12 protein-coding genes are annotated in these 12,785 nt (G+C 64.2%); 4 read left to right on the forward strand and 8 right to left on the reverse strand.

From position 1 onward, the window contains the following. The first annotated feature begins 45 nt into the window (after positions 1-45). Positions 46-2,400 (forward strand): peptidoglycan glycosyltransferase PbpC, encoded by a 2,355-nt coding sequence (gene pbpC, locus ACTJJN_RS17950; protein WP_440781476.1) that lies wholly within the window; start codon positions 46-48, stop codon positions 2,398-2,400. 92 nt (positions 2,401-2,492) lie between these two features. Then, entirely contained in the window at positions 2,493-4,157 is a 1,665-nt protein-coding gene (locus ACTJJN_RS17955; protein WP_017148079.1) for a ShlB/FhaC/HecB family hemolysin secretion/activation protein, read from the forward strand. Positions 4,158-4,231: 74 nt separating this feature from the next. Here the strand turns inward: ACTJJN_RS17955 and ACTJJN_RS17960 are convergent, their stop codons facing one another. From ACTJJN_RS17960 to ACTJJN_RS17995, 8 genes are all read right to left on the reverse strand, one after another. Then, on the reverse strand, positions 4,232-5,008 hold the full coding sequence (locus tag ACTJJN_RS17960) for a response regulator transcription factor (RefSeq protein ID WP_012051094.1): 777 nt from the start codon (positions 5,006-5,008) through the stop codon (positions 4,232-4,234). Positions 5,009-5,127: 119 nt separating this feature from the next. Continuing rightward, positions 5,128-5,598: an A24 family peptidase gene (locus ACTJJN_RS17965; RefSeq protein ID WP_010951848.1), complete on the reverse strand. Its 471-nt coding sequence runs from the start codon at positions 5,596-5,598 to the stop codon at positions 5,128-5,130. A 304-nt stretch (positions 5,599-5,902) separates the two neighbouring features. Continuing rightward, complete coding sequence (locus tag ACTJJN_RS17970) at positions 5,903-6,472, reverse strand: DUF4136 domain-containing protein (protein WP_012051095.1); 570 nt, start codon at positions 6,470-6,472, stop codon at positions 5,903-5,905. 19 nt (positions 6,473-6,491) lie between these two features. Beyond that, complete coding sequence (locus ACTJJN_RS17975; protein WP_440781478.1) at positions 6,492-7,127, reverse strand: DUF4136 domain-containing protein; 636 nt, start codon at positions 7,125-7,127, stop codon at positions 6,492-6,494. 22 nt (positions 7,128-7,149) lie between these two features. After that, positions 7,150-7,899 carry a methyltransferase domain-containing protein gene (locus tag ACTJJN_RS17980; protein ID WP_012051096.1) on the reverse strand — a complete coding sequence of 250 codons (750 nt, stop codon included), beginning with the start codon at positions 7,897-7,899 and terminating at the stop codon, positions 7,150-7,152. Next, on the reverse strand, positions 7,896-8,201 hold the full coding sequence (locus ACTJJN_RS17985; RefSeq protein WP_003255298.1) for a MazG-like family protein: 306 nt from the start codon (positions 8,199-8,201) through the stop codon (positions 7,896-7,898). Before ACTJJN_RS17985 ends, ACTJJN_RS17980 begins: the two co-directional genes overlap by 4 nt. 78 nt (positions 8,202-8,279) lie before the next feature. Further along, positions 8,280-9,131, reverse strand: coding sequence for a MaoC family dehydratase (locus ACTJJN_RS17990; RefSeq protein ID WP_012051097.1), 852 nt, complete (start codon positions 9,129-9,131; stop codon positions 8,280-8,282). A 2-nt stretch (positions 9,132-9,133) separates the two neighbouring features. Then, positions 9,134-10,486, reverse strand: coding sequence for a 3-oxoacyl-ACP reductase (locus tag ACTJJN_RS17995; protein WP_440781479.1), 1,353 nt, complete (start codon positions 10,484-10,486; stop codon positions 9,134-9,136). Positions 10,487-10,603: 117 nt separating this feature from the next. On the opposite strand from ACTJJN_RS17995, the gene ACTJJN_RS18000 reads away from it, so the two are divergent. Next, entirely contained in the window at positions 10,604-11,881 is a 1,278-nt protein-coding gene (locus tag ACTJJN_RS18000) for an acetyl-CoA C-acetyltransferase (RefSeq protein WP_143495052.1), read from the forward strand. 89 nt (positions 11,882-11,970) lie between these two features. Beyond that, positions 11,971-12,750, forward strand: a complete 780-nt coding sequence (locus tag ACTJJN_RS18005; RefSeq protein WP_003255291.1) for an AraC family transcriptional regulator — start codon at positions 11,971-11,973, stop codon at positions 12,748-12,750. The last annotated feature ends 35 nt before the right edge of the window (positions 12,751-12,785 follow it).

A 12,785-nucleotide genomic window follows, 5' to 3' on the forward strand; every position in this document is an offset into this window, starting at 1 on the left:
GTCGTCCCAAAGCCTTTGGCCATTACCTGGCGAGGTCGGTTCCCGATGCCAAGCTTAGCGCGACCACGGTGCCGTGCGGGCAGGTTGTTGCGTGCCACGCTGATCAGTCTGCTGGTGCTCGGCAGCCTGTTCTGGCTGGCTGATCGTATCTGGCCGCTGCCGCTGCCGGGTGATGACCTGGCCCGGGTAGTGCTGGCCGAAGACGGCACGCCCTTGTGGCGCTTTGCCGATGCTGATGGCGTGTGGCGCTACCCCGTCAGCCCTGAAGAGGTTTCGCCGCTTTACCTGCAGGCTTTGCTGACTTATGAGGACCGTTGGTTCTACAACCACCCAGGGGTCAACCCCCTGGCATTGGTCCGCGCGGCCTGGCTGAACCTGCGCGGCGGGCGTGTTGTGTCGGGCGGCAGCACATTGTCGATGCAGGTGGCACGCCTGCTCGACCCGCACGACCGTACCCTGGTCGGCAAACTGCGCCAGCTATGGCGCACCTTGCAGCTGGAATGGCACTTGTCCAAGCGCGACATCCTGCAGATCTACCTGAACCGCGCACCTTTCGGCGGCACGCTTCAGGGCGTGGCGGCAGCCAGCTGGGCGTACCTGGGCAAGTCGCCCCTGCACCTGACACCTGCCGAAGCGGCACTGCTGGCCGTGTTGCCCCAGGCACCCAGCCGGCTGCGCCCGGACCGCCACCCCGAGCGTGCCCAGCGTGCCCGGGACAAGGTGCTGCAGCGCCTGGCTGAGTACCAGGTATGGCCGGCCCGGCAAATTCGCGAGGCGGCCGAGGAGCCGCTGGTGTTGGCGCCACGCCAGGAGCCGGCCCTGGCGCCATTGTTGGCCCGGCGCCTGAACAGCGCTGACAGCCCGCCGCTGATCCGTACCACGCTTGACGCTGCGCTTCAGCGGCGCCTCGAAGACTTGCTGCTGGGCTGGCGCGCACGGCTGCCGGAGCGTACCTCGGCCGCCATTCTGGTGGTCGAAGCGCAGAGCATGGCGGTGCGCGCGTACCTGGGCTCGATAGATTTGTCTGATGAGCGCCGCTTTGGCCATGTCGACATGGTGCGCTCGTTACGTTCGCCCGGCTCCACCCTCAAGCCGTTTCTTTACGGCATGGCACTGGACGATGGCCTGATCCATTCCGAATCGCTGTTGCAGGATGTTCCACGACGCTATGGCGACTATCGCCCTGGCAACTTCTCCATGGGTTTCAGCGGGCCGGTGTCGGCCAGCTCGGCGCTGGCCCTGTCGCTCAACCTGCCCGCCGTGCAATTGCTGGAGGCCTACGGCCCGAAACGCTTTGCCGCACAACTGCGCATGGCGGGCATGCCGTTGATACTGCCACCCCTTGCCGAGCCCAACCTGTCGTTGATCCTGGGCGGTGCCGGCAGCCGGCTGGAGGACCTGGTCGGCGGCTACGCGGCGCTGGCGCGGGGTGGCAACAGTGCGCAGGTGCGCTTGCAGCCACAGGCCCCCTTGGTGGAGCACCGGTTGCTGTCACCGGGGGCGGCGTGGATCATCCGGCGTATCCTCAGTGGCCAGGCGCGCCCGGACCGCGACCCGCACGCCGAACTGGTGCAGCGCCCGCTACTGGCCTGGAAAACCGGCACCAGCTACGGCTTTCGCGATGCCTGGTCGATTGGCGTGGGGCCGCGTTACCTGATCGGCGTATGGATTGGCCGCCCCGACGGTACACCGGTGCCTGGGCAATTCGGCCTGGCCTCGGCGGCGCCGCTGATGTTGCAGGTGCACGATCTGTTGAGCAATCGCGACAGCCAACGCGGCATCAGCGTCCCGGTAGCGCCGGTACCTGCGAATATCGGCGTTGCGGCGATCTGTTGGCCGCTGGGCCAGCCGATGAGCAAGCAGGACACCAACTGTCGGCGTCAGCGCTTTGCATGGACCCTGGACGGCACCACGCCACCCACCTTGCAGGCAGCCGACCAGCCGCTGGGCCTGGGCTTGCGCGAAAAAGTGTGGGTCAACGAGCAGGGCTTGCGGGTCGATGGTAGCTGCCCGGGCGCCAAGGCGCGTGACATCGCCCTGTGGCCGGCGCCGCTGGAGCCTTGGCTCCCCCGTGTCGAGCGGCGCATGGCACGTTTTCCGGCCATCGACCCGGCCTGCCCGCCGCAGGCGCCGGCCAGTGCACCACCGCTGTCGATTGTCGGCGTGCGCCCAGGCGACAATCTGCGCCGCCCGGCCACCAGCACTGAGCCGCTGCAATTGCAGGTCTCTGCCTTGGGGGGTGGTGGACGGCGCTGGTGGTTCCTCAACGGCCAGCCGTTGGGTGAAACCCAGGGGCAGGACAGCCTGTTGCTGCGTTTGCCACAGGTGGGGCAGGCCGAACTCAGCGCGCTGGACGAAAGCGGTCAGACGGCGCGGGTGGCGTTCCAGGTCAGTGAGTAGGTGTTCGACGACAGCCGGGCCAGCACCTACGCTTGCAAGTGACGGGTGTGACCGGCTGGCGCCCCGCAACCCATGGGAACATGGAGTGCCCTATGCGTCCTCTGGTCGTGCCCCTGATGTTGCTGCTTTGGGCACTTGCTGCCCACGCCGACCCGTTGCCGGGGTTTCTCGACAGCCATGAGTACGAGCGGCGTCTGCCCAGCGCCAACCTGCCGATGACGGACTACTCCCCTGTGAACCCCCGCATACGGCTGGCCGGGGCGGCTATCGACAACCCCGACTGGGCCCCGGCCAACACCCGGCTGGTACTGCATAAAGTGCGCTTCGAGGGCGGCACGGTGTTTCCCCTGGGCGACCTGCGCGAACACTATCAGCCGCTGATCGGGCGCGAAACCACGTTGGGTGAATTGCAGCAATACACCCAGCGCCTGACCCAACGCTACCGGCAGGAGGGCTACTTGCTGTCGTATGCCTACCTGCCTCCTCAGGATGTGGCCGATGGCAGGGTCAACGTGGTGCTGGTCGAAGGTTACGTACGTGATTACCGCGTGGACGGCGATATTGGGCCGGCCAGCGAGTATTTGCAGCAGCTGCTGGCGCGCATTGAGGCCGAGCGCCCACTGACCCGCGAAACGCTGGAGCGCTATCTGGGCCTGGCTACGCGCATGCCAGGGGTTGTGGTAGAGGCCGAACTGGCAATGGCGCGGGCTGCCGATGGTGTCGCCCAGTTGACCGTGCATGCACGGCGCAAGCCGCTCAGCGCCGCTGTGAGCGTGGCCGACTCCAGCCGTGATGCTGCACAGGCCCTGATCACCGTAGCCAGCAATGCCCAGACCCGCCATGGCGAACGCGTCACGGCCAGCTGGCTGTTGCCCCCTGGCAATGACCGGGTCTACTACCAGCGTCTCGATTACAGCCAGTACCTGGACGCCGCCGGTAGCCAACTGCTGCTGTCGGCGTCGCGCTACCGCAGCGAGCCCGCCACGCGCATACGTTTGGACGATGGCCGCGATATCACCCGCGAGCAGGACAGTGAGCGCTATGCGATCGGCCTGCGTCAGCCGGTGCTTGTCAGGCCGAATGAGTGGCTGGCGGTGCAGGGCCACGTGTACTCGGTCAGTGAGCATGATGAAGACCGGATGGCCGAACAGCCACCGTCTCGCAAGTACGACACTTATGTGCGGGCGCTGTCATTCGAAGGTGACTGGCGCAAGGTGGAGCGGGGGCGTTTGCGTATCGTCAGTGCCGGGGTCCATCAGGGGCTGGACTACCTGGGGGCACGCAGCGATGCTGACTACGATCTCGACTTCCTGCGCTTGCGGCTTTCCGGTTTGCAGAGCGACACCCTGTTGGAAAACGTGCAGGGGGTGGTGTCCGGGGCGTTGTACTGGAGTGATGATCGATTGCCCGACAGCGAGCGTGCGGGGTTTGGCGGGCAGCATTTCGGGCGCGGTTACCCGCGCGATCAGGCGGACGGTGACAAGGGCTGGGGTGTGGCTTACGAGGTCAACTACAGCGTGCGCAGTAGCTGGCTTGCGCGGGTTCAGCCCTATGCGGTGGTGGATACCGCTCAGGCCTGGCATAACCGGGGACCGGTGGAGGACGCCCATCTGGCTTCGGTGGCGCTGGGCGTGCGGTTAGGGGGTGGGCATATGTTCAATGTGGCGCTGGAAGTGGCCAAGCCGTTGGCGGATGTGGCGCTGGATAGCCTGGACCGTCGGCCTCGGTTGTCGTTGAACCTGGCGATCCAGTTGTAGCAGGCAACTATGGGCTTGCAGGAGCAGCCTTTCGCAGCGCAAGGCCGCTCCAGAATGGTGTGCCGAGCCTTCACTCAATGGGTCGTGAACCGCTGGTGCACGGGCGACGAGCTGGGGGTCAGCGCCAGAGCCAGTTGGGTGCGGTTGTGCATATGCGTCAAACGCAAAACCTGAGACACATAGAGCTTCACGGTGTTTTCGGTAATGCCCAGTTCACAGGCGATCTGGTAATTGGTCTTGCCCTTGCTAACCAGGCGCGCCACTTCCAGTTGGCGTGGTGACAGTTTCTCGAACGCTGCTGGCAGCTCGCTTTCGCTTTCTTCTGCATCACTGGCACGCCGGTGGGTGCCTTGGCCACGGGCTTTTTCCAGGTCCTGATACAGTTCGTCCACCGACTCGGCCAGTTCCTGCAAGCGCTGGTTCAGCCCACCCAGATCACGGAGGTTGCGCTGGCGCTCCAGCAAAGCCGCTTCTTGCCGACGGACGCCTGCCAGCAGTTCATCAAGGTCCATCGGCTTCTGGTAGTAATCGGCAAAACCTTCGCGTATCGCCCGGATCAAGTCCTGTTTCTCGGCACGCCCTGTCAACATGATGGCTTCGAACGTGCGCTGGCTGCCGTTGATTTCCTTCAAGGCGCGCACCAACTCGATGCCATCCCGATCGGGCATGTGCAGGTCACAGATGAGCAAGCCGATGGTCGGGTCCGCCACATAGTGCTCGATGGCTTCGTCGGTTGAGAGGGCTGTAACGCAGGCATAGCCCTTGGTTTGAAGGAATTCACTCAGCTGTTCGACAATGACCGGTTGGTCATCAACCACCAACACCTTTACTTCACTCACTGATCTGGACACGATCAACTCCCTGTTCTTATACGGCCCTGCTCCCGTGCCAGACGCTCTGGCAGCTTAAAAGTAGTCGCACTCAGCGAATATGTACAAGGTCTGTACAAGTCATCGGACCACTGGAAGGGTTATTGGATCCATACGGCCGTTAGAAGAAAACCTGATAACACATAGGGGACGAACGCCTGCTTGTCGCCCATTTCTTCGGTCAGGGCCTGCAAACGCTTCTTGACCTTGGGGTTGAGCAGCGTCCACAGGCGGCGGCGGGTCAGTAGCCAGACCAGTACAGTGACACCCGCGCCAATGAAGGTGCCGAGCACATATTGCGGGCTGGTGGCCAAGGCCAGGGCGCCCATGAGCTTGACGTCGTCGGCGCCGAAGCGGCCGAGCATGTAGCCTGGCAGGGTCAGCAGCATGACGATGGCCAGCGCCCAACCGGCCTCGCTGGCTTCGGCGCCTATCCAGCTGTGACCGGTGCTGAACAGCCAGGCCAGGGCGCAGCCAGCCGCCCCCAGGGTCAACACGTTGGAGATCTGGCGTTGACGCACATCCTGTTCGGAGCACAAGGCAAGCCACAGCAGGAGAACAATGCTTTGCATTGGCAGGTCGCCTTTCCCAAATGTTGAACACTTCTACCCGGTCAGTCAGGTTTCCTTAAATGAAGATAGACGGGAACGTGCGGGGGAGTGCGGTTGGCATCGGAAAAAAGGCGTGCGTGGAATGGATTTTGTCGTAGTTGACACAGGCCAGGTCGGTGACGCAGTCGTACTCGGAATCGCCATCTATGTAGGCGTGCGTTCACCCGCGAACATCCGCAAAGCCGGTGCCATGCACCGGGTCAATTGCTTCGCGGGTAAACCCGCTCCCGCAGGGCCACGGTGCATGCAAAGCCGCGGTCCAACGCTATTTTTTGCTGCCCGGTGGGTAGTTGCCCAGCACCTTGGCCACGGTGTTGCGGATTGCGCTGTTACGTTCTTCCGGGCTTGGCGGGTAGTTGTTCATGATCTGCTCGGCACTGCCGCGCCATACCAGCTTGCCGTCACGCCCATCGAACATGTCGACCTGGATGGTGGCGACCTTGTAGTCGACACTGCGGGTTTCGTTGTACATCGGGCCACCCCAGTAGCCGCCCCAGTAGCCACCCCAGCCACCGCCGTAGTTGGTGGTGATCTGTTGTTGGCGCTGCTCCACGATCAGGTATGTGCGTACTGCCAGGTCGGGCCGCGCTCCGCCTTGTACCGGACGCAGGCCGCGCTGGTCGAGTTGGTCTGCCACCGCCTGGCGAATGCGCTGCTCGGTGAGGTCGCTCTTGATCCGCGGGTCATCCGGGCGGTATTGCAGGCCCGGCTCCTGCCATGCCCAGCTACGGTAGGCGGCAAAATCGCGGCTGGCATCGAAATCCTGCTGGACGTTATTGCTCGAGCAGGCAGCGAGCACTAACGCGAATGACAGTAGAACGAGACGGCGCAACATGATGGTTCTCCGTTAGCTATTAACTGGGAGGATAGCCGCTGAGTGCCTTGTGCACAGAATCGCGCAAGGCACTTTCGCGTTCGCGGGGCGAGTCCTTATTGCTGCTGCTTTCGGCGCTGGCGCTCCAGACCGGCTGGCCGCTGCGGGCGTCGTACAGGTCGATGCGCACCACCAGGACTTCGACCTCGTAGGTACGCACGATGGGTACGCTGGCATAGCCTCCATAACCGTGGCGGTAGCCGCCATAGCCGACCCCCCCATAGGGATACGGCCCGTAGTAGGGGTCGTATGTGTCGTAGTCACGCACTTGGCGCAAGCGTTTTTCCAGGCGCATATCGGCGCTCACCAGCAAGTCGCCAGGGCCTGTGCGAGCGGGGCGCAGGCCATGCTGGTCGAGCGCACCGCTGACGGCATCGGCCAGTTGCGCCGGGTCGGCATCGACAGCGCCGCTGGGCAACTGGCCGTTGCGCCAGCTCCAGCTGCGGTAGTGCCCATAATCACGAGCGGGCGCAGGGTATGCACTGGCGTCGAAGGTGGTGGCCGCCTGGGCAGAGGCTGGTGGTAACGGGCGGCTGCTGGCCACATAAGGGTTGCTGCCCTGGCAGCCAGCCAGGGCAATGGGCAGCAGGGCCAGGCACAACAGACGGTACGGCATGTGTTCCTCCTGGCGCGGCGGATTAGCGGGGGCGGCAAACCCAGTGCAGGTAGCGGCCAAGCCCGGCGAAGGTGGGGTGGCGACGGTGGGCCAGTTCCATTTCCAACAGGTCGAGCAGCTCGGCCTTGCCCTGGAATTCCTTGGGCATATAGTCGTGAAACACCCGCACGCCGCTTTCGCTTTCAACCTGCCACATAGGCTCAAGTTGCGCCTTGAGTTCGCGTGGATCAAGCGGTTTCTGTGGGGTCAGGCTCTGCTTTTCACCCTCCAGCCGGTTGCTGCGCAACTTGCGGAAATGGCCCTTGAGCAGGTTGCGATAGACCAGTGCGTCGCGATTGTAGAAGGCCAGCGATAACCAACCGCCGGGGGCCGTGAGCTGGTGCAGCACCGGCAGGATGCTCTCGGGTTCGGCCAGCCATTCGAGCACGGCGTGGCAGAGCACCAGGTCGTAGCGCTCGGTCAGCTGGCCGAGCAGGTCTTGCCAGGGCGCCTGGATGAAGGTCGCGGTCTGGCCGGCCTCGGCAAAGCGCGCCCTGGCGCCGTCGAGCATGGGCGCCGCAGGTTCGGCCAGGGTCAGCTGGTGGCCGCGCTCGGCCAGCCACAAGGCCATGTGGCCCAACCCGGCGCCGATGTCGAGGATGCGTAGCGGGCGGTCGGGTAGCGCTTCGGCCAGGTCGGCCTGCAGCACGGCCAGGCGGATCGCACCCTTGGCGCCGCCATAGATCTTTTCGGCAAAGCGGGTGGCCAGCTCATCGAAATGACGGTCGTTCATCGGGCGAAGCGCCTCTCGCTGTCGGCCAGCTTGGCACGCACCACTTGGTCCATGTCCAGACCCAGTTCGCTGCACAGCAGCAACAGGTAGAGCACCACGTCACCGATTTCCTGGCCGGCGTGGGCCAGTTTGTCGGCAGGCAGCTGGCGCGATTCGTCCTCGCTCAGCCACTGGAAGATTTCTACCAGTTCGGCCATTTCGACGCTGGCGGCCATGGCCAGGTTCTTCGGGCTGTGGAAGCCGCGCCAGTCGTTGGTGTCGCGGATCTGATGCAGGCGTTGGGTGAGTTCTTGCAGGTTCATCGGGGGTCTCCTATTGCTGCATAGCTTCTGCCCAGGCCCGATGCAAAGCAAGCGTATACCGCCAGGAAAGGCCCGGCCCTAAAGGCACTCCCAACGGCCGACCATATGCAGCACGTCCCCGTGCCCGTCCAGGCGCAGTTGGCCCGAAGGGCCCGCTTCACTGGCACTGAGCACCACCTCTGAAGGCAACCTGACCGGCTTGCGGAAGTCCACCTCAAAGGCAAAGCCACTGTGCGGCAAGTGCCCGCGCAGCGCGGCCAAGGCCATGGCCTTGGTCCACATGCCATGGGCAATGGCCGTTGGAAAGCCGAACAACCGCGCACTGACAGCACTGAGGTGGATAGGGTTGTAATCCCCGCACACCTTGGCATAACGCCGGCCGATATCACTGTCGGCATACCAGCGGGTGGCCTCGGGCAATGAATCAGGCGCCGTGTCGGCGGGCTCACTTGCCTCGCCTTCCAGGGCCAAGCCACGCACCAACATGCGGCTGGTCTCGCGCCAGAGCAGGCCGATGCCATCTTCAGCCTCGGTGACCAGGTCGAAGGTGCCACCTTTGGCATGGCGCTGCAGGTTGTGCGCGTACACCGCAAAACGCAGCCCTTCGACAGCACCCAGGGGGCGCAGCACTTCGATGCGGTTGTGCAGGTGTACCAGGCCAAGCAGCGGGAAGGGGAAATCATCGGCAGTCATCAACTGCAATTGCAGGGCAAACGCCATCACATGTGGATAAGTCCCCGGCAGGCGGCCATCATCGGGAAAGTGGCAAAGCCTTCGATACGCCCCCAGGTTGCCCGGCTGAACCCGAATGAAACAGCGCAGGCCATCGTCCGGCAGCCGGTCGCCGCTGATGGAGCGTTTGCTGGCTGCGCGCAGGTACAGGCTGGCGCGGGCGGCCGGGTTGTGCAGGTCGTGCCATTGTCGGCTCATGTTCAAGCCCCCATCAGTGCCTGGCCGCACACCCGCAGCACCTGGCCGTTGACCGACCCGGAGCCTGGCTGGCTGAGCCACGCAATGGCTTCGGCGACATCCTGCGGGCGCCCACCCTGGCCCAGCGAACTCAAGCGCCGGCCCGCCTCGCGCAGGCCCATGGGCATGGCTGCAGTCATGTGGGTTTCGATGAAACCGGGGGCGATGGCGTTGATGCTGCCACCGCGCTCGGCGAGCCGTGGCGCCCAGGCCTGGGCCAGGCCGATCAGCCCGGCCTTGCTCGCGGCATAGTTGGCCTGCCCGCGGTTGCCGGCAATGCCGCTGACCGAGGCCAGCAGGGTGATGCGCGCGTTTTCCCCCAGCGCGCCGTTGTCATACAACGCCTGGGTGAGCACTTGCGGTGCCTTGAGGTTCACGGCCAGCACGGCGTCCCAGTATTCCGGCGTCATGTTGGCCAGTGTCTTGTCGCGGGTGATACCGGCGTTGTGCACCACGATATCGATGCCGTCGGGCAGGGCCGCGAGCAGTTGCGTTGCCGCATCGCTAGCGCATATATCCAGTGGCAGTGCCTTGCCGCCGAGGCGTGCAGCGAGGGCGTCGAGGTCCTGACTGGCCTGCGGTACATCCAGCAGCAGTACATCGGCGCCGTCCCGTCCCAAGGTTTCCGCAATGGCGGCGCCGATACCGCGCGCAGCCCCCGTGACCAGCGCACGGCGGCCGCCGAGTGGGCGGGTCCAGTCCTCCACCTGGCTGGTGCAGGCTTGCAGGCGCAGTACCTGGCCAGAGATGAAGGCACTCTTCGGCGAGAGGAAGAAGCGCAGGGCGCCTTCCAGCTGATCTTCGGCACCGGGGGTGACATACAACAGCTGGGCAGTGGCGCCGTTGCGCAGTTCCTTGGCCAGTGAGCGGCTGAAGCCCTCAAGGGCACGCTGTGCAACGCTGGCCAGTGGGTCGTCGAGGCCTTCCGGTGCACGGCCCAGCATCAGGACATGGGCGCATGGGGCCAGACTGCGTAGCAGCGGCTGGAAAAATTCACGCAACTGCTTCAGTGCATCGCTGTCGGACAAGTGACTGGCATCGAATACCACGGCCTTGATTTTCGGCCCCAGTCCGGCCACCCAGGCTTCAGCCTGCAGGTTGTCGGCATTGAAGCTGTATACCTCGTCAGTGAGGCGCGGGGCGATGGCTTCGACCTGCTTCGCCAGTGGCCCGCCACCCAGTACCAGGGCACCTTCCACCGGCCGCAGGCGGCCAGCCTGCCAGCGCTCCAGTGGCGCCGGGCGTGGCAGGCCAAGGGCATCCACGAGGCGGCGGCCGAGATTGGAGTTGGCAAAACCGAGGTAGCGATCGCTCATGAGGGGTCTCCCGAAAGGCAAGCTTGAAAGTGTGGACCAACTTTGCGGCAGGGTCGTTCGAATGCGGTAAAAACACCTAGGCTGTACCGAACAAATTGTTTCAGGAGGAACACGCGCATGCGTTCAACTCGCCGGGTCGCGATCCTGGGCGGCAACCGGATCCCTTTCGCCCGCTCCAATGGCGCCTACGCCACGGCCAGCAACCAGGCGATGCTCACGGCCGCGCTTGAAGGCTTGATCGAACGCTATCGCCTGCACGGGCTGCGGTTGGGCGAGGTGGTGGCCGGTGCCGTGCTCAAGCACTCGCGCGACATGAACCTGACCCGCGAGTGCGTGTTGGGTTCGCGCCTGTCACCGCAGACCCCGGCCTATGACATCCAGCAGGCCTGCGGTACCGGGCTGGAGGCTGCGCTGCTGGTGGCTAACAAGATTGCCCTGGGGCAGATCGACTGCGGTATTGCAGGCGGTGTCGATAGCACCTCCGATGCGCCGATCGCCGTCAACGAAGGCTTGCGCCATATATTGCTGCAGGCCAACCGTGGCAAAAGCCTTGGCGAACGGTTAAAGCCCTTCCTCAAGCTGCGGCCTCATCACCTGAAACCCGAGCTGCCACGCAATAGCGAGCCGCGTACGGGGTTGTCGATGGGCGAGCATTGCGAGCGCATGGCCCACACCTGGCGCGTTGGCCGCGCCGAGCAGGACGAATTGGCGCTGCTTAGCCACCAGAAGCTGGCCGCTGCCTATGCCGAGGGTTGGCAGGACGACCTGTTGACGCCGTTTCTTTCGCTGGCGCGGGACAACAACCTGCGCCCCGACCTGAGCCTTGAGCAGTTGGCCAGGCTCAAACCAGCCTTTGACCGCAGCGGGCAGGGCACGTTGACGGCGGGTAATTCCACGCCGTTGACCGATGGTGCTTCGCTGGTGCTGTTGGGTAGCGAAGCGTGGGCGCAGCAGCAGGGGTTGCAGGTGCTTGCCTATCTGGTCGATGGCGAAACTGCTGCGGTGGATTTTGTCACGGGGCGCGAAGGGTTGTTGATGGCGCCGGTGTATGCCGTGCCACGCTTGCTGGCACGCAATGGCCTGACGCTGCAGGACTTTGACTACTACGAAATCCACGAAGCCTTTGCTGCCCAGGTGCTGTGCACGCTCAAGGCCTGGGAAGATGCCGATTACTGCCGTGAGCAGTTGGGCCTGGAGGCGCCGCTGGGCGCGATCGACCGCAGCAAACTCAATGTCAAGGGCAGTTCGCTGGCGGCCGGGCACCCGTTTGCGGCAACCGGTGGGCGGATATTGGCCCACCTGGCCAAGCTGCTGGCGACGGCGGGTAAGGGGCGCGGGCTGATTTCGATCTGTGCGGCAGGCGGGCAGGGGGTGACCGTTATCGTCGAGCGCTGAAGCACCTCCAGGGTAACTGCAGAGGCGGTGAGTGCCTCGATCATGATCCAGCTGTTAGGCTTGTCTGGTCAGAACTACAAGAAAATACCATGCCGATCATCGGACACCCCCGCGCTATCCCCGCGCTGGAACACCTGCCCAGACCGCTCTACGCCCGTGCCGAAAGCCTTGGCGCCGGTTCGTGGACTACCCGCCACCAGCACGACTGGGTGCAGTTCTCCTACGCCATCAGCGGTGTACTCGGCGTGTACACACGCGACGGCAGTTACTTCGCCCCACCGCAGTGGGGGGTGTGGATCCCTGCCGATGCCGAGCATGAAGTGGTCACCTCGATGCAAGCCGAGATGCGCAGCCTGTATGTGCGCCGTGATGCCTGCCCATGGGCGCCGGAACAATGCCGAGTGCTGGAAGTCACGCCGCTGGCGCGCGAGCTGATCAAGCAGTTCTGCCTGTTCCCGGCAGATTACCCAGAGGACGACAGCGCCGAATCGCGTCTGGTGGCAGTGCTGCTCGATCAGTTGCGCACCTTGCCGGAAGTCGGTTTTTCGCTGCCGTTGCCCCGCCACCCTGGTTTGCTGGCGCTGTGCAATGGCTTGATCGCTGCACCAGACCAGCCGCAGACCTTGCAGCAATGGGCGCGGGAGCTGGGGTGTTCGGAGAAGACACTGATGCGGCTGTTTCAACGGGAGACCGGCTTGAGCTTTCGTAATTGGCGCCAGCGCATGCGGCTGTTGTCTTCGCTGGCGTTGTTGGAGGCGGGGGAGAATGTGACTGAGGCGGCGCTGGGGTGTGGGTATGACTCCACGTCGGCCTACATTGCGGCGTTCAAGCAGCTGTTTGGCGCGACACCGGGGGAATTGAAGCTCTGATTTTCGGTTGCCTGAGCCGGCCCTTTCGCGGGGTT

It is taken from the genome of Pseudomonas sp. 22515, from assembly GCF_052044625.1.
GTDB classification, from domain to species: Bacteria; Pseudomonadota; Gammaproteobacteria; order Pseudomonadales; family Pseudomonadaceae; genus Aquipseudomonas; species Aquipseudomonas alloputida.

Bases quoted from the DNA above. Each gene is read 5' to 3' on its own strand.
- ACTJJN_RS17995 (WP_440781479.1), bottom strand. From the start codon at position 10,486: ATGAGCGATCGCTACCTCGGTTTTGCCAACTCCAATCTCGGCCGCCGC.
- ACTJJN_RS18005 (WP_003255291.1), top strand. From the start codon at position 11,971: ATGCCGATCATCGGACACCCCCGCGCTATCCCCGCGCTGGAACACCTG.
- ACTJJN_RS17980 (WP_012051096.1), bottom strand. From the start codon at position 7,899: ATGAACGACCGTCATTTCGATGAGCTGGCCACCCGCTTTGCCGAAAAG.
- ACTJJN_RS17955 (WP_017148079.1), top strand. From the start codon at position 2,493: ATGCGTCCTCTGGTCGTGCCCCTGATGTTGCTGCTTTGGGCACTTGCT.
- ACTJJN_RS18000 (WP_143495052.1), top strand. From the start codon at position 10,604: ATGCGTTCAACTCGCCGGGTCGCGATCCTGGGCGGCAACCGGATCCCT.
- ACTJJN_RS17975 (WP_440781478.1), bottom strand. From the start codon at position 7,127: ATGCCGTACCGTCTGTTGTGCCTGGCCCTGCTGCCCATTGCCCTGGCT.
- ACTJJN_RS17985 (WP_003255298.1), bottom strand. From the start codon at position 8,201: ATGAACCTGCAAGAACTCACCCAACGCCTGCATCAGATCCGCGACACC.
- pbpC (WP_440781476.1), top strand. From the start codon at position 46: ATGCCAAGCTTAGCGCGACCACGGTGCCGTGCGGGCAGGTTGTTGCGT.
- ACTJJN_RS17965 (WP_010951848.1), bottom strand. From the start codon at position 5,598: ATGCAAAGCATTGTTCTCCTGCTGTGGCTTGCCTTGTGCTCCGAACAG.
- ACTJJN_RS17990 (WP_012051097.1), bottom strand. From the start codon at position 9,131: ATGAGCCGACAATGGCACGACCTGCACAACCCGGCCGCCCGCGCCAGC.
- ACTJJN_RS17970 (WP_012051095.1), bottom strand. From the start codon at position 6,472: ATGTTGCGCCGTCTCGTTCTACTGTCATTCGCGTTAGTGCTCGCTGCC.